The 19,160-nt window shown below is 62.0% G+C and carries 30 protein-coding genes; 1 reads left to right on the top strand and 29 read right to left on the bottom strand.

All coding sequences use genetic code 11. The features are described 5' to 3' along the window. Nucleotides 1-56: 56 nt before the first annotated feature. Nucleotides 57-974 (top strand): type I pantothenate kinase, encoded by a 918-nt coding sequence (gene coaA / locus QMA10_RS12860; RefSeq protein ID WP_290168926.1) that lies wholly within the window; start codon nt 57-59, stop codon nt 972-974. Nucleotides 975-999: 25 nt separating this feature from the next. On the opposite strand, the gene glmM is transcribed toward coaA, so the two are convergent. From glmM to rplB, 29 genes are all read right to left on the bottom strand, one after another. Then, nucleotides 1,000-2,364 carry a phosphoglucosamine mutase gene (gene glmM, locus QMA10_RS12855; protein WP_290168908.1) on the bottom strand — a complete coding sequence of 455 codons (1,365 nt, stop codon included), beginning with the start codon at nt 2,362-2,364 and terminating at the stop codon, nt 1,000-1,002. A 224-nt stretch (nt 2,365-2,588) separates the two neighbouring features. Then, a complete protein-coding gene (gene rpsI, locus QMA10_RS12850) occupies nt 2,589-3,086 on the bottom strand; it encodes a 30S ribosomal protein S9 (RefSeq protein WP_104052710.1) in 498 nt (165 codons plus the stop codon). A gap of 40 nt (nt 3,087-3,126) precedes the next feature. Further along, nucleotides 3,127-3,570 (bottom strand): 50S ribosomal protein L13, encoded by a 444-nt coding sequence (gene rplM, locus QMA10_RS12845; protein WP_104052711.1) that lies wholly within the window; start codon nt 3,568-3,570, stop codon nt 3,127-3,129. A gap of 242 nt (nt 3,571-3,812) precedes the next feature. After that, nucleotides 3,813-4,754: a tRNA pseudouridine synthase A gene (locus QMA10_RS12840; protein ID WP_290168905.1), complete on the bottom strand. Its 942-nt coding sequence runs from the start codon at nt 4,752-4,754 to the stop codon at nt 3,813-3,815. 37 nt (nt 4,755-4,791) lie between these two features. After that, entirely contained in the window at nt 4,792-5,334 is a 543-nt protein-coding gene (gene rplQ / locus QMA10_RS12835) for a 50S ribosomal protein L17 (protein WP_290168902.1), read from the bottom strand. A gap of 66 nt (nt 5,335-5,400) precedes the next feature. Further along, entirely contained in the window at nt 5,401-6,411 is a 1,011-nt protein-coding gene (locus QMA10_RS12830; protein WP_104052714.1) for a DNA-directed RNA polymerase subunit alpha, read from the bottom strand. Nucleotides 6,412-6,600: 189 nt separating this feature from the next. Then, nucleotides 6,601-7,002 (bottom strand): 30S ribosomal protein S11, encoded by a 402-nt coding sequence (gene rpsK / locus QMA10_RS12825; protein WP_104052715.1) that lies wholly within the window; start codon nt 7,000-7,002, stop codon nt 6,601-6,603. Nucleotides 7,003-7,069: 67 nt separating this feature from the next. Further along, nucleotides 7,070-7,447 (bottom strand): 30S ribosomal protein S13, encoded by a 378-nt coding sequence (rpsM, locus tag QMA10_RS12820; protein WP_104101584.1) that lies wholly within the window; start codon nt 7,445-7,447, stop codon nt 7,070-7,072. A gap of 158 nt (nt 7,448-7,605) precedes the next feature. Further along, nucleotides 7,606-7,719, bottom strand: a complete 114-nt coding sequence (gene rpmJ, locus QMA10_RS12815; RefSeq protein WP_012397712.1) for a 50S ribosomal protein L36 — start codon at nt 7,717-7,719, stop codon at nt 7,606-7,608. 84 nt (nt 7,720-7,803) lie between these two features. Next, nucleotides 7,804-8,025, bottom strand: a complete 222-nt coding sequence (gene infA / locus QMA10_RS12810) for a translation initiation factor IF-1 (RefSeq protein WP_055239372.1) — start codon at nt 8,023-8,025, stop codon at nt 7,804-7,806. A 249-nt stretch (nt 8,026-8,274) separates the two neighbouring features. Next, nucleotides 8,275-9,105 carry a type I methionyl aminopeptidase gene (map, locus tag QMA10_RS12805; protein ID WP_290168896.1) on the bottom strand — a complete coding sequence of 277 codons (831 nt, stop codon included), beginning with the start codon at nt 9,103-9,105 and terminating at the stop codon, nt 8,275-8,277. Nucleotides 9,106-9,120: 15 nt separating this feature from the next. Beyond that, a complete protein-coding gene (locus QMA10_RS12800; protein ID WP_290168894.1) occupies nt 9,121-9,693 on the bottom strand; it encodes an adenylate kinase in 573 nt (190 codons plus the stop codon). After that, on the bottom strand, nt 9,690-11,000 hold the full coding sequence (secY, locus tag QMA10_RS12795; protein WP_290168892.1) for a preprotein translocase subunit SecY: 1,311 nt from the start codon (nt 10,998-11,000) through the stop codon (nt 9,690-9,692). Before secY ends, QMA10_RS12800 begins: the two co-directional genes overlap by 4 nt. Nucleotides 11,001-11,254: 254 nt before the next feature. Further along, complete coding sequence (gene rplO / locus QMA10_RS12790) at nt 11,255-11,719, bottom strand: 50S ribosomal protein L15 (RefSeq protein ID WP_290168891.1); 465 nt, start codon at nt 11,717-11,719, stop codon at nt 11,255-11,257. Between the two features lies 1 nt (nt 11,720). Next, nucleotides 11,721-11,933, bottom strand: coding sequence for a 50S ribosomal protein L30 (rpmD, locus tag QMA10_RS12785; RefSeq protein ID WP_290168889.1), 213 nt, complete (start codon nt 11,931-11,933; stop codon nt 11,721-11,723). After that, the gene (rpsE, locus tag QMA10_RS12780) at nt 11,933-12,610 is read right to left on the bottom strand and encodes a 30S ribosomal protein S5 (protein ID WP_290168887.1); all 678 of its coding nucleotides are present in this window, start codon (nt 12,608-12,610) and stop codon (nt 11,933-11,935) included. The genes rpmD and rpsE overlap by 1 nt, the downstream gene beginning before the upstream one ends. A 29-nt stretch (nt 12,611-12,639) precedes the next feature. Next, nucleotides 12,640-13,023 carry a 50S ribosomal protein L18 gene (gene rplR, locus QMA10_RS12775; protein ID WP_227892312.1) on the bottom strand — a complete coding sequence of 128 codons (384 nt, stop codon included), beginning with the start codon at nt 13,021-13,023 and terminating at the stop codon, nt 12,640-12,642. A gap of 2 nt (nt 13,024-13,025) precedes the next feature. Then, the gene (rplF, locus tag QMA10_RS12770) at nt 13,026-13,562 is read right to left on the bottom strand and encodes a 50S ribosomal protein L6 (RefSeq protein WP_290168885.1); all 537 of its coding nucleotides are present in this window, start codon (nt 13,560-13,562) and stop codon (nt 13,026-13,028) included. Between the two features lie 18 nt (nt 13,563-13,580). Then, complete coding sequence (rpsH, locus tag QMA10_RS12765) at nt 13,581-13,979, bottom strand: 30S ribosomal protein S8 (RefSeq protein WP_104052725.1); 399 nt, start codon at nt 13,977-13,979, stop codon at nt 13,581-13,583. Nucleotides 13,980-14,069: 90 nt separating this feature from the next. Beyond that, the gene (gene rplE / locus QMA10_RS12760) at nt 14,070-14,639 is read right to left on the bottom strand and encodes a 50S ribosomal protein L5 (protein WP_104101591.1); all 570 of its coding nucleotides are present in this window, start codon (nt 14,637-14,639) and stop codon (nt 14,070-14,072) included. Next, nucleotides 14,639-14,998 (bottom strand): 50S ribosomal protein L24, encoded by a 360-nt coding sequence (gene rplX, locus QMA10_RS12755; RefSeq protein ID WP_104052728.1) that lies wholly within the window; start codon nt 14,996-14,998, stop codon nt 14,639-14,641. The genes rplE and rplX overlap by 1 nt, the downstream gene beginning before the upstream one ends. 3 nt (nt 14,999-15,001) lie before the next feature. Next, on the bottom strand, nt 15,002-15,370 hold the full coding sequence (gene rplN / locus QMA10_RS12750) for a 50S ribosomal protein L14 (protein WP_055239356.1): 369 nt from the start codon (nt 15,368-15,370) through the stop codon (nt 15,002-15,004). A gap of 355 nt (nt 15,371-15,725) precedes the next feature. Continuing rightward, nucleotides 15,726-16,031, bottom strand: a complete 306-nt coding sequence (gene rpsQ / locus QMA10_RS12745; protein WP_104052729.1) for a 30S ribosomal protein S17 — start codon at nt 16,029-16,031, stop codon at nt 15,726-15,728. Next, entirely contained in the window at nt 16,028-16,360 is a 333-nt protein-coding gene (gene rpmC, locus QMA10_RS12740; protein WP_290168880.1) for a 50S ribosomal protein L29, read from the bottom strand. The genes rpsQ and rpmC overlap by 4 nt, the downstream gene beginning before the upstream one ends. Before the next feature lie 2 nt (nt 16,361-16,362). Next, nucleotides 16,363-16,779 carry a 50S ribosomal protein L16 gene (gene rplP / locus QMA10_RS12735; protein WP_290168879.1) on the bottom strand — a complete coding sequence of 139 codons (417 nt, stop codon included), beginning with the start codon at nt 16,777-16,779 and terminating at the stop codon, nt 16,363-16,365. After that, nucleotides 16,780-17,622: a 30S ribosomal protein S3 gene (gene rpsC / locus QMA10_RS12730; RefSeq protein ID WP_104052732.1), complete on the bottom strand. Its 843-nt coding sequence runs from the start codon at nt 17,620-17,622 to the stop codon at nt 16,780-16,782. It lies immediately after the preceding gene. Further along, a complete protein-coding gene (rplV, locus tag QMA10_RS12725) occupies nt 17,623-17,988 on the bottom strand; it encodes a 50S ribosomal protein L22 (RefSeq protein ID WP_104052733.1) in 366 nt (121 codons plus the stop codon). A gap of 38 nt (nt 17,989-18,026) precedes the next feature. Beyond that, nucleotides 18,027-18,308, bottom strand: coding sequence for a 30S ribosomal protein S19 (gene rpsS, locus QMA10_RS12720; protein WP_104052734.1), 282 nt, complete (start codon nt 18,306-18,308; stop codon nt 18,027-18,029). Between the two features lie 12 nt (nt 18,309-18,320). Then, a complete protein-coding gene (gene rplB, locus QMA10_RS12715) occupies nt 18,321-19,160 on the bottom strand; it encodes a 50S ribosomal protein L2 (protein WP_104052735.1) in 840 nt (279 codons plus the stop codon).

Here is a 19,160-nt window from a genome sequence, read left to right as displayed (position 1 = left end):
CCCCGTCAGGCAAGAGCTCTTCCGGGAACGGAGGAGACAGCGGCTTTACGCCTTTCGTGGAGCTCGATCGGCAGACCTGGTCCCGGCTTTCCAATGAAATCCGGTCACCGTTGAACCAGGATGACATCCTGCGGCTTCGCGGTTTGGGCGAGAAACTCAACCTGGATGAAGTGCGTGAGGTCTATCTGCCGCTTTCGCGGCTGCTCAACCTCTACGTTGCAGCTGCCGGCCGCCTGCACAGCGCCACCACAACCTTCCTGGGCGAGAAGACCACCCGGACCCCCTTCGTCATCGGGTTAGCCGGATCCGTGGCCGTGGGCAAGTCCACCACCGCGCGCGTCCTGCGGGAGATGCTGCGCCGCTGGCCTGACACGCCCAACGTGGAGCTCATCACCACAGACGGTTTCCTGTATCCAAACGCCGAGCTGAAGAGGCGCGGCCTGATGCAGCGCAAAGGCTTCCCGGAGTCCTACGACCGGCGTGCACTGCTGCGGTTCGTCAGCGCCATCAAGAGCGGTGCCGAAGAAGTGCGGGCTCCCCGGTACTCACATCTGACCTACGACATCGTCCCCGGAGAAGAGATTGTTGTCCGGCGCCCGGATGTGCTGATTGTTGAGGGGCTCAATGTCCTGGCGCCGGCCCGTACCCGCGCCGACGGCCGGGCCGGCCTTGCCTTGAGTGACTTTTTTGATTTCTCGATCTACGTCGATGCCCGGACCTCGTACATAGAGGAGTGGTACGTCCAGCGTTTCCAGTCCCTGCGCACCGGAGCTTTTGCGGACCCGGAATCCTATTTCCACCGGTACGCAGGGCTGACGGATGAGCAGGCCCGAGCCACTGCCCTGGACATCTGGAAGCGCATCAACGAGCCCAACCTCATCACCAATGTGCTGCCCACGCGCGGGCGCGCCCAACTGGTTCTCACCAAGGATGCGGACCACTCGGTGAGCCGCATGCTCCTGCGCAAAACCTAGGACCGCGCCCGCGGGTACTGCGGGGTCATGCCCTTGCGAAGGGCTCCAGCGCGAGATTGTTCTCGACAGTCTCGGCAAGCTTGGCCGCAATCGACGCTGCTGTGTCCATGTCCGCCGCTTCGACCATGACGCGGACCAGGGGCTCGGTTCCGGAGGGGCGCAGCAGGACCCGGCCCGTTTCCCCGAGAACTGTCTGGGCATCCGCCACGGCCTGCCGGACAGCCTCATTGCTGTCCACGGCAGCCTTGTCTACGCCCTTGACGTTGATCAGGACCTGCGGAAGCTTGGTCATGATGCCGGCAAGTTCCTTGAGCGTGCGGCCGGTCCGCTTGACCTGAGCGGCAAGCTGCAGGCCGGTCAGGACGCCGTCTCCCGTGGTTGCGTACTCGGAGAAGATAACGTGCCCGGACTGCTCGCCGCCCAGGCTGTAGCCGCCTTCGCGCATGCCTTCCAGCACGTACCGGTCCCCCACTCCCGTTTCCCGCACGCTGATGCCCGCCTCCCGGAGTGCAAGCTTCAGGCCGAGGTTGCTCATGACGGTCGCCACCAGGGCATCGTCCTTGAGCTTGCCGGCTGCTTTCAGGGAAACCGCCATGATGGCCATGATCTGGTCGCCGTCAACCACGGTGCCCTCATGGTCCACGGCGAGGCAGCGGTCGGCGTCGCCGTCGTGGGCCACGCCCAGGTCCGCCCCGTGTTCCAGGACAGCCGCCTGCAGTTTCTCCAAGTGCGTTGAGCCGCAGCCGTCATTGATATTGATTCCGTCCGGATCCGCGCCAATGACCACCACCTCGGCGCCGGCGTCCGCGAAGACCTGGGGAGAGCAGCCGCTGGCGGCGCCGTTGGCGCAGTCCAGAACCACTTTGAGTCCCTCAAGCCGGTTCGGCAGCGTCTGCAGCAGGTGAATGACGTATCGGTCTTCAGCATCCGCAAAGCGGTGGATCCGGCCCACCTCGGCTCCGGTGGGCCGCAGGTTCGGCTTGGACATCTCCAGTTCAATGTCATCTTCAGCGGCGTCGTCGAGCTTTTGCCCGCCGCGTGCCAGGAACTTGATGCCGTTGTCCGGAGCTGCATTGTGCGAGGCGGAAATCATCACACCAAAGTCCGCGTCCAGGTCCGCAACCAGGAACGCCGCCGCCGGGGTGGGGAGCACACCGGCATCGTAGACATCCACGCCGGAGCTGGCCAGCCCCGCTTCCACGGCCGCCGAGATGAAATCTCCGCTGATCCGGGGGTCACGGGCCACAACCGCAACCGGCCTGCGGCCGTCCTCCACACGCCGGTGCCCCAAAACGACGGCGGCCGCCTGTGCCAGGCCCAGGGCCACTTCGGCGGTGATCAGGCCATTGGCCAGGCCACGGACGCCGTCGGTTCCAAACAATCTAGTCATTGCACATAATCCTCAAACAGGGGGCAGGGCATGAGGCCGCCGAACGGGGCGGCCCACTGGGCTATTGTGCCACTCCAACGGCTCGGCCTACTAAGCGGCCCGGGGAAACCGGGCGCAGGAACGTGCTTACCGCGGTGAAAGCCACCCCGGAAAACACCAAAGGCCGCCCGCTGATGCGGACGGCCTTTGACCCAAACGCCGAGGCGTTGGGAGAAGCGCTGAATTTAGCGCTTGGAGTACTGCGGTGCCTTGCGGGCCTTCTTGAGACCGGCCTTCTTGCGCTCGATGACGCGGGCGTCACGAGTCAGGTAGCCGGCCTTCTTCAGGGTCGGGCGGTTGTTCTCGCGGTCGATTTCATTCAGCGAGCGGGCAACACCCAGGCGCAGCGCGCCGGCCTGGCCGGAGGGGCCGCCACCGTGGATGCGGGCGATGACGTCGTAGGCGCCGTCGAGGTCCAGGACCTTGAAGGGCTCGTTGACGTCCTGCTGGTGCAGCTTGTTCGGGAAGTAAGCAGCCAGCTCGCGGCCGTTTACCAGCCACTTGCCGGTGCCCGGAACAACGCGCACGCGGGCAATTGCCTGCTTGCGGCGGCCAACGGCAGAGCCGGAGACGGTCAGGGCCGGGCGTTCCTTGACAGCAGCCTCGGCTGCGTCAGGGGTTTCCGAGGTGTAGCTGGAAAGCTCCTCGGTTGATTCATTCAGCTCTTCAGTGTTCTGAGCCACGATTCTCCTTGAATTAATTCTTTAGTTGGCGGGGCCAGAACTACTGGGCGACCTGGGTGATTTCGAAGGTCTTGGGCTGCTGGGCTCCATGCGGGTGCTCTGCACCGCGGTAGACCTTGAGCTTGCTGATCTGCTGTGCAGCCAGGGAATTCTTGGGCAGCATGCCGCGGATGGCCTTCTCAACTGCACGTACCGGATTCGACTCCAGCAGTTCTGCGTAGTTGACGGAGGACAGACCGCCCGGGTAACCCGAGTGGCGGTAGGCACGCTTCTGTTCGAGCTTGGCGCCGGTCAGGGCAACCTTCTCAGCGTTGATGATGATGACGAAATCGCCCATGTCCATGTGGGGAGCGAAGGTCGGCTTGTGCTTTCCGCGCAGCAGTGTTGCGGTCTGGCTGGCAAGACGGCCTAGGACAACGTCGGTGGCGTCAATGACGTGCCACTGGCGGTTGATGTCGCCGGGCTTCGGGGTGTACGTACGCACGGTGTTTGCCTTCGTTTCTTCTTCTTAGGTGGCGCGGACCATATGGATGCCACATGTTCCGCAGCTTCTCTATGCGTTTACCGGATGGTCAGGTGAGGACTGATGTAACCAGTGGTCCTGATGTACTCGGCTATTTCCCCGGGGCCAGGTGGCTCTGCAACTGAGCCGCTCCCGTGGGCATAGACCTATCGAGGTAGGACACGCACAACGACTATAAACAATAGCCTGCTTCCCGGGTCAGGTCAAAAACCGGGGCTGGCTCGCTTGGCTCGCGTATTGTCCGCCCTCAGCTGCATTTCATCCTCGGGCGGGTACCGGACCTCTTCCAGGATAAGGGGATGCGGCGCAGCAAGCAGCGACTTGGAATCCCGGACCCGTGCCTGGAGCCTCGTCTGCAGCCATTCCGGGGTCCGCTCCCCTGCCCCGACGAGGATGGCACCGCCCACGAGGGACCGCACCATGTTGTGACAGAACGCGTCGGCGCGCAGATGCGCTTCCAAAACGCCGTCGGGCCGCCGAAGGAAGGAAAACTCCTGCAGCTCCCGGATGGTGGTGGCACCGGTGCGCGGTTTGCAGTAGGAAAGGAAATCACGGACGCCCAGAACTCCCTCGGCCGCGGCGTTCATACGGTGCTCGTCGAGGGAGAAATCGTGCCACAGGGTCACTGTCCGGGTCAGCGGGTCGCGGCTGGCTTCCCGGTCTGCGATCCGGTAGCTGTAGCGTCGCCAGAGCGCCGAAAAACGCGCGTCAAAGCCCTCCGGCGCCAAAGAGGCAGAATGGACCGTAATGGCGCCTTCCATCGCATGGATGGCCCGCTTGGGGGCTTTTGCCTTGCGCAGGGGCATGGTGAGGTCCTTGTTCAGGATGCCGCGCAGGCGGCGGATCAGTGCCTCTTCCGGGGTCAATGCGGCGCCGCGGGTCAATCCCTGCCATTCAGGGCCGGTGAGGTCGAAGTGGACCACCTGTCCGCGGGCATGGACACCGGAATCCGTGCGGCCGGCAACCGTTAGCCGGACCGGCCGCCTGACCAATACTTCCAGGGCGGCTTCCAGGCTTCCCTGAACCGTTGGCAGTCCATCCTGGCGGGCCCAGCCGTAAAACGGCGCTCCGTCGTAGGACAGGTTCATCCGGACACGAAAAAGCCCGCCGTCCCGGGAAGGTACGGCGGGCCTCTCGTTACTCATGCCCTCAATATTAAGGGACTGAGTGCTGAAGCGAAAATTACTTCTTCTCTTCGGTTTCCACTGCTTCGTCAGCGGAATCTGCGGAGTCGGCAGACTCAGCGGAATCTGCGGACTCAGCGGAGTCGGCCGATTCGGCTGACTCTGCAGATTCAGCGGACTCAGCCGGAGCGGAAACGGCAGCAGCAGTTTCGGCTTCGGCCACTACGGCCTGCTTGGCCGAGAGGGGTTCGAGAACCAGTTCGATGACAGCCATGGGAGCGTTGTCGCCCTTGCGGTTGCCGATCTTGGTGATGCGGGTGTAGCCGCCGTCGCGCTTCTCGACTGCCGGAGCAATGTCGGTGAAGAGCTCGTGGACAATACCCTTGTCCGAGATCAGGCCCAGGACGCGGCGGCGGGAAGACAGGTCTCCGCGCTTTGCGAACGTGATCAGACGCTCGGCGTAGGGACGCAGGCGCTTGGCCTTCGTCACCGTGGTGGTGATCTGCTTGTGCTCGAACAGCTGGGCTGCCAGGTTCGCCAGCATCAGGCGCTGGTGGGCCGGGCTGCCTCCGAGGCGCTTACCCTTGGTGGGTGTAGGCATTACTTTTTCTCCTCAAACGGTGCCGAACGGAGCTCTTGTGGTCCGGACGGCAATATTTTGCGTGTGTTAGAGCTCGTCGTCCGAGTATTCGGACTCGTCCTCTTCAATAGCTGCGGCACGGGCGGCCAGATCAAATCCGGGAGGGGAATCCTTCAGGGACAGACCCAGCTCGACCAGCTTTGCCTTTACCTCATCAATGGACTTTGCACCGAAGTTGCGAATGTCCATCAGGTCAGCCTCGGAGCGGGCAACGAGTTCACCCACAGTGTGGATGCCTTCACGCTTGAGGCAGTTGTAGGAACGCACCGTGAGCTCAAGGTCTTCGATCGGCAGAGCCATGTCGGCTGCCAGAGCGGCATCCGTGGGGCTCGGACCGATTTCGATACCTTCAGCAGCACTGTTCAGTTCACGGGCCAGGCCGAACAGTTCCACCAGGGTGGTACCCGCAGAGGCGACGGCGTCGCGCGGTGCAATGGCATCCTTGGTCTCAACGTCAACGATCAGGCGATCGAAGTCGGTGCGCTGTTCAACACGGGTGGCTTCCACGCGGAAGGTCACCTTCAGGACCGGCGAGTAGATGGAGTCGACCGGGATACGGCCGATCTCCTGGTCACCGGACTTGTTCTGGCTGGCGGAAACATAGCCGCGTCCGCGTTCGATGGTCAGTTCGAGCTCGAACTTGCCCTTCGAATTCAGGGTGGCGATGTGCAGATCCGGGTTGTGGAACTCCACGCCGGCCGGCGGAGCAATGTCCGCAGCCGTGACGACGCCGGGACCCTGCTTGCGCAGGTAGGCGACAACGGGCTCGTCATGCTCGGAGGAGACCGACAGGTTCTTGACGTTCAGGATGATCTCAGTGACATCTTCCTTCACGCCCGGAACCGTGGTGAACTCGTGCAGCACGCCGTCGATCCGAATGCTGGTTACTGCAGCACCGGGGATCGAGGACAGGAGCGTACGGCGGAGGGAGTTGCCGAGGGTGTAGCCGAAACCAGGTTCCAGCGGTTCGATGATGAACCGTGAACGGTTGTCCGCTACGACTTCTTCAGTGAGGGTGGGGCGCTGTGCAATGAGCACTTGCATTTCCTTTCAGCGAGCGTCCGCTATATGACGCAACACAAATGGTGGAAACGACGACGACGGGTCTTCCGCGGGCGTCTTGGACGGCTGGCAGCCACGTGCCCGGAGCCGGAGGCGTCCGATGGGCGGCCCGCCCCAAAAAGGGTGGACCGCCCGCCGGACAATTACCGGTACCGCAAGTGCTGCTTAGACGCGGCGGCGCTTCGGGGGACGGCAGCCGTTGTGCGCGCTCGGGGTGACATCCGAGATGGAGCCAACCTCCAGGCCGGTGGCCTGGAGCGAACGGATAGCGGTTTCGCGGCCGGATCCCGGACCCTTCACGAAGACGTCGACCTTGCGGACGCCGTGCTCCTGGGCACGCTTGGCAGCGGCTTCAGCAGCCATCTGCGCAGCGAACGGGGTGGACTTGCGAGAGCCCTTGAAGCCAACCTCACCGGCGGAAGCCCATGAGATAACAGCACCGGACGGGTCCGTGATGGACACGATGGTGTTGTTGAACGTGCTCTTGATATGCGCCTGGCCCAGCGCGATATTCTTCTTATCCTTGCGACGCGGTTTGCGGACCGCTCCACGAGTCTTGGGGGGCATTACTTCTCCTACAAAGAGTTTGGTTTAGGTGGCCCGCTGAAGGGGCCGTGGCCTCACACCGCTAGGTTTAGCGGGTGGCCTTCTTCTTACCGGCAACCGTACGCTTCGGGCCCTTGCGGGTACGAGCGTTGGTCTTCGTGCGCTGGCCGTGAACGGGCATGCCACGACGGTGGCGGATACCCTGGTAGCTGCCGATTTCAACCTTGCGGCGAATGTCAGCGGCTACCTCGCGGCGGAGGTCACCCTCAACCTTGAAGTTGCCCTCGATGTAGTCACGCAGCTGAACAAGTTCAGCATCCGTGAGGTCCTTGACGCGAGTGTCCGGGCTGATGCCGGTCTCTGCCAGGGTCTGGTCTGCACGGGTCTTGCCCACGCCGTAGATATAGGTAAGCGCAATCACTACCCGCTTTTCGCGGGGAATGTCAACGCCAGCGAGACGTGCCATATCGGCGGTTCTCCTCTTGTTTCTCCGGAGGTCTGAAGCAGTGCGTCCCTGTTGCCAGGTCCCCGGCCTCCGTGCCGGGGGTATGCGTTACGCGTATCAACGCTGCACTGCCATATTCAAATTACTACTACGCGTGGGCCGTCCCTGGAAGCAGGAAATTAGCCCTGGCGCTGCTTGTGGCGCGGGTTCTCGCAGATCACCATGACTCGACCGTTACGGCGAATCACCTTGCACTTATCGCAGATCTGCTTGACGCTCGGCTGGACCTTCATGGTTATCCTTTGCGTGGTTGCAGGGTTGGGCCGCAGGCGGCAGGTATTCCAACTGTCCGGAATGCCGGCTGTTTGCGGCGGTTTTTACTTGTAGCGGTAGACGATACGGCCCCGGGTGAGGTCGTACGGGCTAAGTTCCACCACAACGCGGTCTCCGGGGAGGATGCGAATGTAGTGTTGACGCATCTTTCCCGAGATGTGTGCGAGCACAATGTGGCCGTTGGCCAGCTCAACGCGGAACATCGCGTTGGGCAGGGCTTCGTTGACCGAGCCCTCAATCTCAATGACGCCGTCTTTCTTGGCCATATCCTCCGCTAACGTCTGTGTCCTGCGCATGCACGCAGGACGGTTTATGTCTTTGGTTCTCTCGGCAGCTTCCTGCCCCTGCCAGGAGCGGAATCCGCACGGCGGACCGTTTTGACACGGCCCACTCTCTCGTAAAAGGGCACGAAGGTAGAGACAACCAACAGATAACTCTACTCGACGAGGGGGATTAAGTTAAATCCCCCCGCCGCTGCCGTGCCCCGGCCCCTCTGCGGGGGCCGGGGCACGCGGTCAGTTTTCGGGAATCGGCACCGGGGTTACGCCCAGCGGAGCCAGCTTGGAGGCTCCCCCGTCAGGTGAGGTCAGGACCCAGATTCCCTTGTCATGCACCGCTACCGAGTGCTCCCACTGCGAGGCACGGGATTTGTCCGTGGTGACCACCGTCCAGTCATCCTCGAGAGTGACGGTCTCGATCTTGCCGCGGACCAGCATGGGCTCGATGGCCAGGCACAGTCCGGGCCTCAGCTTCGGACCGTTATGCGAGGTCCGGTAGTTGAGCACGTCGGGTGCCTGATGCATCTCGGTGCCGATGCCGTGGCCCACGTAGTCCTCCAGGATGCCGAGCGGCTTGCCCGGAACAGAAGAAACGTAATCGTCGATGGCAGCACCGATATCTCCGACGAACCGGCCCTTGGCTGCGGCAGCGATACCGTGCCACATGGCCTGCTCCGTGACGTCGGACAGCCGCTGGTCCTCGGGATCGGCGGTGCCCACAATGACGGTGCGCGCCGAGTCCGAGTGCCATCCGTTGACCACGGCCCCGCCGTCGATGGACAGAATGTCCCCGTCGGCAAGGACGCGCTCCCCCGGAATGCCGTGGACCACTTCCTCGTTCACCGACACGCAGACCGTTGCCGGGTAGCCGTGATAGCCCAGGAAGTTGGAGGTTGCCCCTGCTTCCTTGAGCACCGCGGCAAACGCAGCATCGATGTCGGCCGTGGTGACACCTGCCACCGCGGCCTCGACGGCAGCGTCAAGCGCCCGGATCAGCACGAGGCCTGCCTCGCGCATGATGCGCATCTGCGCATTGGTCTTGTATTGGATTCGAGGCTGGCCGAACATATCTCTTCTAACTCTCTAGCGAATATCTTTGAGGGCTTCCATGACGCGCTCGGTGACATCGTCAATGCCGCCCAGTCCGTCCACGCGGGCCACGATGCCGCGCTTGTCATAGCTGGCGACGACGTCGGCGGTCTGTTCCTTGTACAGGTCCAGGCGGTGCCGGATGACGTCCTCGTTGTCGTCGGCGCGGCCTTCGACTTCGGCCCGCTTGAGCAGTCGCTGGACGAGCTCCTCGTCATCGGCCGTCAGCTGCAGGACGACGTCGAGCTTTTCGCCCTTGCCGGCCAGGATGTCATCCAGTTCTTCCACCTGCGCAGCGGTGCGCGGGTAGCCGTCCAGGAGGAAACCGTCGGTGACGTCGTCTTCCTGCAGCCGTGCCCGGACCATCTCGTTGGTGACGGAGTCGGGAACAAAGTTTCCGGCGTCGATGTACTTCTTGGCCTCGATGCCGAGGGGGGTCTCATTCTTGACGTTGGCACGGAAGATGTCCCCGGTGGAGATTGCAGTGACACCAAGCCGCTCCGAGATCCGGGCCGCCTGGGTGCCTTTGCCGGCTCCGGGAGGTCCGATAATGAGCATTCTTGTCATCGCAATAACCCTTCGTAGTGACGCTGCTGGAGCTGTGCGTCAATTTGTTTGACTGTTTCGAGTCCCACACCAACCATGATGAGGATCGAGGTTCCGCCGAACGGGAAGTTCGCGTTTGCTCCGACCAGCACCAGAGCAATCAGCGGAATCAGGGCAACAAACCCCAAGTAGAGGGCGCCGGGCAGGGTGATGCGTGACAGCACGTACTGCAGGTATTCGGCGGTGGGACGGCCGGCCCGGATGCCGGGAATGAAGCCGCCGTATTTCTTCATGTTTTCCGATACTTCCTCCGGGTTGAAGGTGATCGACACGTAGAAGTAGGTGAAGAACACAATCAGCAGGAAGTAGACGGCCATGTAGAACGGGTGGTCCCCGCTCGTCAGGTAGTTGTTGATCCAGACAACCCATTCCGGCGGTGCACCCGTTGCAGGAGTGTTGAACTGGGCGATCAGCGACGGCAGGTAGAGCATGGAGGACGCGAAGATCACGGGGATCACGCCGGCCATGTTGACCTTGATGGGGATGTAGGTGTTCGTCCCGCCCACGGTGCGGCGGCCAACCATGCGCTTGGCGTACTGCACCGGAATGCGGCGCTGGGACTGCTCAACGAAGATCACGAGGGCAACCACCACAACGCCGATGGCGAGAACGGCAAGGAAGACCGTCCAGCCCTGGGCACTGAGGATGGCACCCAACGAGCTCGGGAAGCCTGCTGCGATCGAGGTGAAGATCAGGAGGGACATGCCGTTGCCGACACCCTTTTCGGTGACCAGTTCGCCCATCCACATGATGAGGCCGGTGCCGGCTGTCAGCGTGATGATGAGCAGCAGGATGGTAATGATGTTGTCATCCGGGATGATCGGCACGGAGCAGGCGTTGTTGAACAGCGCCCCCGTGCGGGCCAGGGAGACAACGGTGGTGGCGTTAAGCAGGCCAAGGGCGATGGTCAGGTAACGCGTGTACTGCGTCAGCTTGGACTGTCCCTGTGCCCCTTCCTCATAGAGGGCCTGGAAGTGGGGAATCACGACGCGCAGCAGCTGAACAATGATGCTGGCGGTGATGTACGGCATGATGCCCAGGGCAAAGATGGAGACCTGCAGCAGGGCGCCGCCGCTAAAGAGGTTAACGAATTCGTAGAGGCCACCTGAGGTGGCACCCAGAGCCAAGCACTGCTGCACATTGCCGTAGTCAACACCCGGGGCCGGGATAAAAGCACCCATGCGGAAGATAGTGATGATTCCCAGCGTAAACAACAGCTTGCGTCGCAGGTCTGGCGTCCGGAAAGCCCGGCCAATAGCGCTAAGCAAGCGTCCTCCTGAATGAGATCTGAAGTAGGTGAAGTCCAAATGGACTGGTAACAAAAACAGAGTCTATCCGCTCCTGCCCCGTAGAACGTTAACGAGGCCCGCGGCGTAGTAGTGCCTTAAACAAAACTAAACTCCCGGCGGGCCGCAGGGCGGCCCGCCAAGAGTTTAGTCGTAGTCCTGCTCGCCGTACAGACGACTGCCGGGGGCCGGTTTCCCGGCCGCCCGCAGTCGTTTGCACGAATCAGACACAGTGCTTAGAGCGCCGTGATCGATCCGCCTGCAGCGGCAATCTTCTCTGCCGCACTGGCGGAGAAGGCATCAGCCGTGACGTTCACCTTGACGGTGATGTCGCCGGAGCCCAGGACCTTGACGGGCTGGTTCTTGCGAACGGCGCCCTTGGCCACCAGATCGGCAACGGTGACGTCGCCGCCTTCGGGGAACAGCTCCGAGATCTTGTCCAGGTTTACAACCTGGAACTCGACCCGGAACGGGTTCTTGAAGCCGCGCAGCTTCGGCAGGCGCATGTGCAGCGGCAGCTGCCCGCCTGCGAAACCGGCCTTGACCTGGTAACGGGCCTTGGTGCCCTTCATACCGCGGCCTGCGGTCTTACCCTTGGAACCTTCACCGCGGCCAACACGGGTCTTGGCCGTCTTGGCACCGGGTGCCGGACGCAGGTGGTGAACCTTGAGCGCGTGCTCGTTGTTGTTTTCTTCGGCCATGTTAATTCGCCTCCTCAACCTTCACGAGGTGCGGAACCGTGTTGATCATGCCAACAGTCACGGCGTCTGCAGTACGAACGGTGGTAGCACCGATGTGCCGCAGGCCCAATGAGCGCAGCGTGTCCTTCTGATTCTGCTTACCACCGATGGTGGACTTGATCTGAGTAATCTTCAGTGATGCCGTGCTGACGGCAACGTTCTTCGGAGTAGTCATCAGGCACCTGCCTTCTGCATGTTGCGGAGCATCGCAGCAGGCACAACCTCGTCCAGCGGCAGGCCGCGGCGGGCTGCCACTGCCTGAGGCTCTTCGAGGCGCTTCAGCGCATCAACCGTGGCGTGCACGATGTTGATGGCGTTGGAGGACCCGAGCGACTTGGACAGTACGTCATGGATACCGGCGCATTCGAGAATGGCGCGGACCGGACCACCGGCGATAACACCGGTACCCGGGGAAGCCGGACGCAGCAGGACAACGCCTGCAGCAGCTTCACCCTGGACCAGGTGCGGGACGGTTCCACCGATGCGCGGGACGCGGAAGAAAGTCTTCTTGGCTTCTTCAACGGCCTTCGCGATAGCGGAGGGAACTTCCTTGGCCTTGCCGTAGCCGACACCAACCATGCCGTTGCCGTCTCCGACAACAACCAGGGCGGTGAAGCTGAAGCGACGACCACCCTTGACAACCTTGGCGACGCGGTTGATGGTCACGACGCGTTCAATGAACTTGTCCTTCTCATCGTTGCGTCCGCCGTCGCGGCCGCCGCGGCCACCGCGTTCGCCGCGGCCTCCACGGTCGGAGCGCTGCTCGCCCTTGCGTCCGCCGCGGCGGTCGTCAGTGGCGGGAGCGGCGGCGTCCTTGGTCTCAGTTGCCTCAGCAGCTGTAGCTTCAGTCACCTGATTTTCCTTTTCCTTGTTAGCCTCGGTCACAGTGACAGCCCACCTTCGCGTGCGCCGTCTGCAACGGCCGCGATACGGCCGTGGTAGCGGTTGCCACCGCGGTCGAAGACAACGGCTTCAACGCCGGCAGCCTTGGCACGCTCGGCAACGAGCTCGCCGACGCGCTTGGACTTGGCAGTCTTGTCGCCTTCCAGTGCGCGCAGGTCAGCTTCCATGGTGGAAGCCGACGCAACGGTTACGCCGCGGGTGTCATCGACAACCTGGACGAATACGTGGCGGGCCGAACGGTTGACCACCAGGCGCGGACGAGCCGCGGTACCGGAGATCCGCTTGCGGATGCGCAGCTGGCGGCGGTTACGCGCAGCCGACTTGCTCTTGGAATTGCGCTTCTTGTTAATGCTGATGGCCATGGTTACTTACCAGCCTTTCCGACCTTGCGGCGGACAATCTCGCCGGCATAACGAATACCCTTGCCCTTGTAGGGATCGGGCTTGCGCAGCTTGCGGATGTTGGCCGAAACCTCGCCGACCTGCTGCTTGTCGATGCCGGACACAGTGACCTTCGTGGGGCCCACGACGGTAAGCGTGATGCCCTCGGGTGCGGTGACCGGAACCGGGTGGCTGTAGCCCAGGGCGAACTCGAGGTCCGAGCCCTTGGCCACTACGCGGTAACCGGTACCAACAATTTCCAGGTCCTTCTTGTAGCCTTCGGTCACACCGGTGATCATGTTGCTGATCAGGGTGCGGGTCAGGCCGTGGAGGGAACGGGATTCGCGCTCGTCGTTCGGGCGGGCAACGGTGATGGTGTTGTCTTCCAGCGTGACAGTGATCGGGCTGGGCACAGTGTGGCTCAGCTCGCCCTTGGCACCCTTGACGGAGACAAGGTTGCCGTCAACGGAAATATCAACTCCGGCAGGAACCGAGATGGGCAGACGTCCAATACGTGACATTTTTCTTTCCCTTCCCTGCTACCAGACGTAGGCGAGGACTTCCCCACCTACACCCTTCTTGGCGGCCTGGCGGTCGGTCAGGAGACCTGACGACGTCGACAGGATTGCGATTCCCAGACCACCGAGAACACGCGGCAGGTTGGTGGACTTTGCGTATACGCGCAGACCGGGCTTGGAGATACGACGCACGCCGGCGATGGAACGCTCGCGGTTCGGACCGAATTTGAGATCAAGGGTCAGCTTCTTGCCGACGACGGCCTCTTCTTCCTTCCAGCCGGCAATGTAGCCCTCGGCCTTCAGGATGTCAGCAACGCGTGCCTTGAGCTTGCTGTAAGGCATGGACACGGAATCGTGATATGCCGAGTTTGCATTGCGCAGACGCGTGAGCATGTCTGCGACAGGATCTGTCATTGTCATTGGGCTCTTGCCCTCCCTCGTAACGGTTTCCTGCGGAGTTCCGGCTCAGGCGCACCCGGCCGGTGGTCCGTCGGACCTGTTACGTAGTAATTAATCTTCGGATTTGAACGGGAAGCCGAGCGCCTTCAGCAGCGCGCGTCCCTCGTCATCGGTCTTTGCGGTGGTAACCACGGTGATGTCCATGCCGCGTACGCGGTCGATCTTGTCCTGATCGATTTCGTGGAACATCGACTGCTCGGTCAGACCGAACGTGTAGTTGCCGTTGCCGTCGAACTGCTTGCCGTTCAGACCGCGGAAGTCACGGATACGCGGCAGCGCCAGGGTAACCAGGCGGTCCACGAATTCCCACATGCGGTCTCCGCGCAGAGTTGCGTGGCAGCCGATGGGCATGCCTTCACGCAGCTTGAACTGAGCGATGGACTTGCGGGCCTTGGTGACCTGCGGCTTCTGACCCGTGATCTGGGTCAGGTCCTTGACTGCGCCGTCGATGAGCTTGGAGTCCTTGGCGGCATCTCCAACACCCATGTTCACAACCACCTTGACGAGGCGGGGAACCTGGTTGACGTTTGCGTAGTTGAACTCGTCCTGCAGGGTCTGCTTGATCTCCGCTGCGTAGCGGGTCTTCAGACGGGGGACGGTCTTGGTGACAGTCTCAGTCATTAGAGGTCCTTCCCAGAGCCCTTGGCGACGCGGATACGCACAGTGCGCTCACGGCCGTCTTTTTCGACGATTTCCTGACGGTAGCCAACGCGGGTCGGCTTCTTCGTTTCCGGGTCAACGACTGCGACGTTGGAAACGTGGATGGGAGCCTCAACGGTTTCGATGCCACCGGTCTTGGAGCCCTTGGAGGACTGTCCAACCTTGGTGTGCTTCTTGACAGTGTTGATTCCTTCAACCAGAACGCGGTTGGTGTCGGTGTAAACCTTCAGAACCTTGCCCTGCTTGCCGCGGTCGCCGCCGCGGTCAGCCTTTGCACCGGTGATGACCTGAACCAGGTCACCCTTTTTGATTTTTGCCATGGACTACAGCACCTCCGGAGCCAGCGAAATGATCTTCATGAACTTCTTGTCGCGAAGTTCGCGGCCGACCGGGCCGAAGATACGGGTACCGCGGGGGTCACCGTCATTCTTCAAGATCACTGCAGCGTTCTCATCGAACTTGATGTAGGAACCGTCCTGGCGGCGGCGTTCCTTCTTGGTACGAACGATGACGGCCTTGACCACATCGCCCTTCTTGACGTTGCCGCCGGGAATTGCATCCTTGACGGTGGCAACAATGGTGTCGCCAATGCCTGCGTAGCGACGGCCGGATCCACCGAGAACGCGGATGGTCAAGATTTCCTTGGCACCCGTGTTGTCGGCGACCTTCAGTCGCGACTCCTGCTGAATCACTTATTACTCCTGTCGTCGCGCCGGTTCTCAGAACTGAGCCTTGCGGAACGGATATGGGTGGACCCCGTAATACTGGTACTCAGCACTTCCCCGCCAGGGGTGCACCGCGGCTGGCCGCGGCAAAGTGCCGAACAAGATTATCGGGCTTTTGTCTCATACGGCGGTGAGGGAGCTCCGTGCCAAAACTGGACACACTTCCGCACCGCACAGACAAGATTTCAAGTTTACCGCGAAAGGGCCCCGGATGCGAAATCGATTGATAACGCGGCCGGGGCCCTGTCGCCGGATGGCGGATGCCGGCGAACTCATCCCGAGGGGAGCAGCTCACCGGCGGCCGGCCGGATGTACTTCTTTGTTACTTGGCCTTTTCGAGGATCTCGACCAGGCGCCACCGCTTGGTAGCGGAGAGCGGCCGGGTTTCCGAGACCAGCACGAGGTCTCCAACGCCGGCAGCATTCTGCTCGTCGTGGGCCTTGAGCTTCGAAGTGCGGCGAAGCACCTTGCCGTACAGTGCGTGCTTCACGCGGTCTTCAACCTGGACAACGATGGTCTTATCCATCTTGTCCGAAACCACGTAGCCGCGTGCGGTCTTCCGGTACCCGCGGGCATCGGCTCCGTTTGCGTCAGTTGTCACTGCTGCCTCATTCTTGTTTTCACTCATTTGGCATCATCCTCAGCGACCTTGGTTTCAGCTTCAGACTCGGTAGCCTTCTTCTTGGACTTCTTCGCTGCCTTCTCAGGAGCTGCTTCCTCAACGGGAGCAACAACCTCGGGACGAATCCCCAGCTCGCGCTCACGCAGCACGGTGTAGATGCGTGCAATGTCGCGCTTCACTACGCGCAGACGGCCGTGGCTTTCCAGCTGGCCGGTTGCGGACTGGAAGCGGAGGTTGAACAGCTCTTCCTTGGCCTTGCGAAGTTCCTCGACGAGACGGTCCTTATCGAAGCCGTCAAGCTGCTTCGATGCCAGTTCCTTTGAACCAATTGCCATTTCTATTCACCACCCTCGCGACGCACAATGCGTGCCTTCAACGGCAGCTTATGGATCGCCAGGCGCAGGGCCTCACGAGCTACCTCTTCATTAACACCGGAGATCTCAAAGAGAATCCGTCCCGGCTTCACGTTTGCAACCCACCACTCCGGAGAACCCTTACCGGAACCCATGCGGGTTTCGGCCGGCTTCTTCGTCAGCGGACGGTCCGGATAGATGTTGATCCAGACCTTACCGCCGCGCTTGATGTGGCGCGTCATGGCAATACGTGCAGCTTCGATCTGGCGGTTGGTGACGTATGCAGGCGTCAGGGCCTGGATACCGTACTCGCCAAAGCTGACTGCGGTGCCGCCGGTAGCAGCGCCGGAACGACCCGGGTGGTGCTGCTTGCGGAACTTGACTCGACGTGGGATAAGCATTTAAGCCTGTCCTCCTTCTGCTGCGGGAGCGGCTGCCTCAGCGGCCGGAGCCTCTGCAGCAGCAGGCGCGGCGGCCTTGTCGGCACGCTCGGGACGACGACGGCGGTCGCCGCCACGGTCTCCGCGGTCGGCCGGGCCGCGGCCCGGACGGTCGCTGGAACGTCCGCGGGACGGTGCAGCAGCCTGCTGTGCAGCCAGTTCCTTGGCGGTAACGTCACCCTTGTAGATCCAAACCTTCACGCCGATGCGGCCGAAGGTGGTCTTGGCTTCGAAGAAGCCGTAGTCGATCTGCGCGCGGAGGGTGTGCAGGGGCACACGGCCTTCGCGGTAGAACTCCGAACGGCTCATTTCAGCGCCGCCCAGACGGCCGGAGCACTGGATACGGATACCCTTTGCACCTGCACGCTGTGCGGACTGGATGGCCTTCTTCATTGCACGGCGGAATGCCACGCGGGAAGAGAGCTGCTCAGCAACGCCCTGGGCAACAAGCTGTGCTTCCATCTCGGGGTTCTTGACCTCGAGGATGTTCAGCTGAACCTGCTTGCCCGTGAGCTTCTCCAGCTCGCCGCGGATGCGGTCTGCTTCGGCGCCGCGGCGACCGATGACGATGCCCGGACGAGCCGTGTGGATATCCACGCGGACACGGTCGCGGGTGCGCTCGATCTCAACCTTGGCGATGCCGGCCCGGTCCATGCCGGTGGACATCAGCTGACGGATCTTGATGTCCTCGCGGACAAAGTCCTTGTAGCGCTGGCCCGGCTTGTTGCTGTCAGCAAACCAGTGCGACACATGGTCAGTGGTGATGCCGAGTCGGAACCCGTGCGGGTTAACCTTCTGTCCCACTTAGCGTTCCTCCTCGATTTTGGGGGTTGCGACAACCACAGTGACGTGGCTGGTCCGCTTGTTGATGCGGTACGCGCGGCCCTGTGCACGGGGCTGGAACCGCTTCATGGTGGGCCCTTCGTCAACGAATGCTTCGCTGATGAAGAGGTCACCCTCGTCGAAGGCCACACCGTCACGGTCCGCGAGGACACGTGCGTTGGCCATGGCCGACTGAACTACCTTGAATACCGGCTCCGAAGCTGCCTGGGGGGCAAACTTCAGAATTGCCAGAGCCTCATTCGCTTGCTTGCCACGAACAAGGTTGACGACGCGCCGGGCCTTCATAGGCGTTACGCGGATATGACGCGCAATTGCCTTGGCTTCCATTGCTTTCCTTCTCTCGTCTTCTGCCGAAAGAGCAGCGCCTAGCGGCGCTTGCCCTTGCGGTCGTCCTTCACATGGCCGCGGAATGTCCGCGTCAGAGCGAATTCGCCGAGCTTGTGCCCGACCATCGACTCGGTGACAAACACCGGAATGTGCTTACGTCCGTCGTGTACGGCGATCGTGTGCCCGAGCATGTCGGGGATGATCATCGAACGACGGGACCACGTCTTGATGACGTTCTTGGTGCCCTTTTCGTTTTCGGCCGCTACCTTAAGGAACAGGTGCTGGTCGACGAAGGGGCCTTTCTTCAGGCTGCGTGGCATGTTTCCAGGCTCCTATCGCTTGTTCTTGCCGGAACGACGGCGACGCACAATGAGGTTGTCGCTCTCTTTATTGGGGCGGCGTGTGCGGCCTTCGCGCTTACCGTTCGGGTTGACCGGGTGGCGTCCACCGGAGGTCTTACCTTCACCACCACCGTGCGGGTGGTCGACCGGGTTCATGGCGACACCGCGGACGGTCGGGCGAACGCCCTTCCAGCGCATACGGCCGGCCTTACCCCAGTTGATGTTGGACTGCTCGGCGTTGCCGACCTCGCCGACCGTTGCGCGGCAACGGGCGTCGACGTTACGGATTTCGCCGGAAGGCAGACGCAGCTGGGCGAAGCGGCCTTCCTTGGCAACAAGCTGAACCGATGCACCGGCGGAGCGGGCCATCTTGGCACCGCCGCCCGGGCGCAGTTCAACTGCGTGGATGGTGGTACCCACGGGGATGTTGCGCAGGGGCAGGTTGTTGCCGGGCTTGATATCAGCGCCGGCGCCGGCCTCTACGTGGTCGCCCTGCTTGAGCTTGTTCGGAGCAATGATGTAACGCTTGGTGCCATCAACGTAGTGCAGCAGCGCAATGCGGGCGGTACGGTTCGGATCGTATTCGATCTCGGCAACGCGAGCGTCGACGCCGTCCTTGTCGTGGCGGCGGAAGTCGATCAGACGGTACTGACGCTTGTGCCCACCACCCTTGTGCCTGGTCGTGATCTTACCGGTGTTGTTACGGCCGCCCTTTTTGGGCAGCGGGCGTACCAACGACTTTTCCGGCGTCGACCGCGTGATTTCGGTGAAGTCGGCTACGCTCGAGCCGCGACGGCCCGGTGTAGTCGGCTTGTATTTACGGATTCCCAT

Origin of the sequence: Arthrobacter sp. APC 3897 (assembly GCF_030407495.1) — a bacterium.
Classification (GTDB): domain Bacteria; phylum Actinomycetota; class Actinomycetes; order Actinomycetales; family Micrococcaceae; genus Arthrobacter_B.
This window is presented reverse-complemented; position numbering and strand designations above follow the sequence as displayed.

Bases quoted from the DNA above. Each gene is read 5' to 3' on its own strand.
- glmM (WP_290168908.1), bottom strand. From the start codon at position 2,364: ATGACTAGATTGTTTGGAACCGACGGCGTCCGTGGCCTGGCCAATGGC.
- QMA10_RS12840 (WP_290168905.1), bottom strand. From the start codon at position 4,754: ATGAGTAACGAGAGGCCCGCCGTACCTTCCCGGGACGGCGGGCTTTTT.
- rplQ (WP_290168902.1), bottom strand. From the start codon at position 5,334: ATGCCTACACCCACCAAGGGTAAGCGCCTCGGAGGCAGCCCGGCCCAC.
- rpsK (WP_104052715.1), bottom strand. From the start codon at position 7,002: ATGCCCCCCAAGACTCGTGGAGCGGTCCGCAAACCGCGTCGCAAGGAT.
- rpsM (WP_104101584.1), bottom strand. From the start codon at position 7,447: ATGGCACGTCTCGCTGGCGTTGACATTCCCCGCGAAAAGCGGGTAGTG.
- rpmJ (WP_012397712.1), bottom strand. From the start codon at position 7,719: ATGAAGGTCCAGCCGAGCGTCAAGCAGATCTGCGATAAGTGCAAGGTG.
- infA (WP_055239372.1), bottom strand. From the start codon at position 8,025: ATGGCCAAGAAAGACGGCGTCATTGAGATTGAGGGCTCGGTCAACGAA.
- map (WP_290168896.1), bottom strand. From the start codon at position 9,105: ATGTTCGGCCAGCCTCGAATCCAATACAAGACCAATGCGCAGATGCGC.
- QMA10_RS12800 (WP_290168894.1), bottom strand. From the start codon at position 9,693: ATGACAAGAATGCTCATTATCGGACCTCCCGGAGCCGGCAAAGGCACC.
- rplO (WP_290168891.1), bottom strand. From the start codon at position 11,719: ATGGCCGAAGAAAACAACAACGAGCACGCGCTCAAGGTTCACCACCTG.
- rpmD (WP_290168889.1), bottom strand. From the start codon at position 11,933: ATGACTACTCCGAAGAACGTTGCCGTCAGCACGGCATCACTGAAGATT.
- rplR (WP_227892312.1), bottom strand. From the start codon at position 13,023: ATGGCCATCAGCATTAACAAGAAGCGCAATTCCAAGAGCAAGTCGGCT.
- rplF (WP_290168885.1), bottom strand. From the start codon at position 13,562: ATGTCACGTATTGGACGTCTGCCCATCTCGGTTCCTGCCGGAGTTGAT.
- rpsH (WP_104052725.1), bottom strand. From the start codon at position 13,979: ATGACAATGACAGATCCTGTCGCAGACATGCTCACGCGTCTGCGCAAT.
- rplE (WP_104101591.1), bottom strand. From the start codon at position 14,639: ATGACTGAGACTGTCACCAAGACCGTCCCCCGTCTGAAGACCCGCTAC.
- rplX (WP_104052728.1), bottom strand. From the start codon at position 14,998: ATGGCAAAAATCAAAAAGGGTGACCTGGTTCAGGTCATCACCGGTGCA.
- rpsQ (WP_104052729.1), bottom strand. From the start codon at position 16,031: ATGAGTGAAAACAAGAATGAGGCAGCAGTGACAACTGACGCAAACGGA.
- rpmC (WP_290168880.1), bottom strand. From the start codon at position 16,360: ATGGCAATTGGTTCAAAGGAACTGGCATCGAAGCAGCTTGACGGCTTC.
- rplP (WP_290168879.1), bottom strand. From the start codon at position 16,779: ATGCTTATCCCACGTCGAGTCAAGTTCCGCAAGCAGCACCACCCGGGT.
- rplV (WP_104052733.1), bottom strand. From the start codon at position 17,988: ATGGAAGCCAAGGCAATTGCGCGTCATATCCGCGTAACGCCTATGAAG.
- rpsS (WP_104052734.1), bottom strand. From the start codon at position 18,308: ATGCCACGCAGCCTGAAGAAAGGCCCCTTCGTCGACCAGCACCTGTTC.
- rplB (WP_104052735.1), bottom strand. From the start codon at position 19,160: ATGGGAATCCGTAAATACAAGCCGACTACACCGGGCCGTCGCGGCTCG.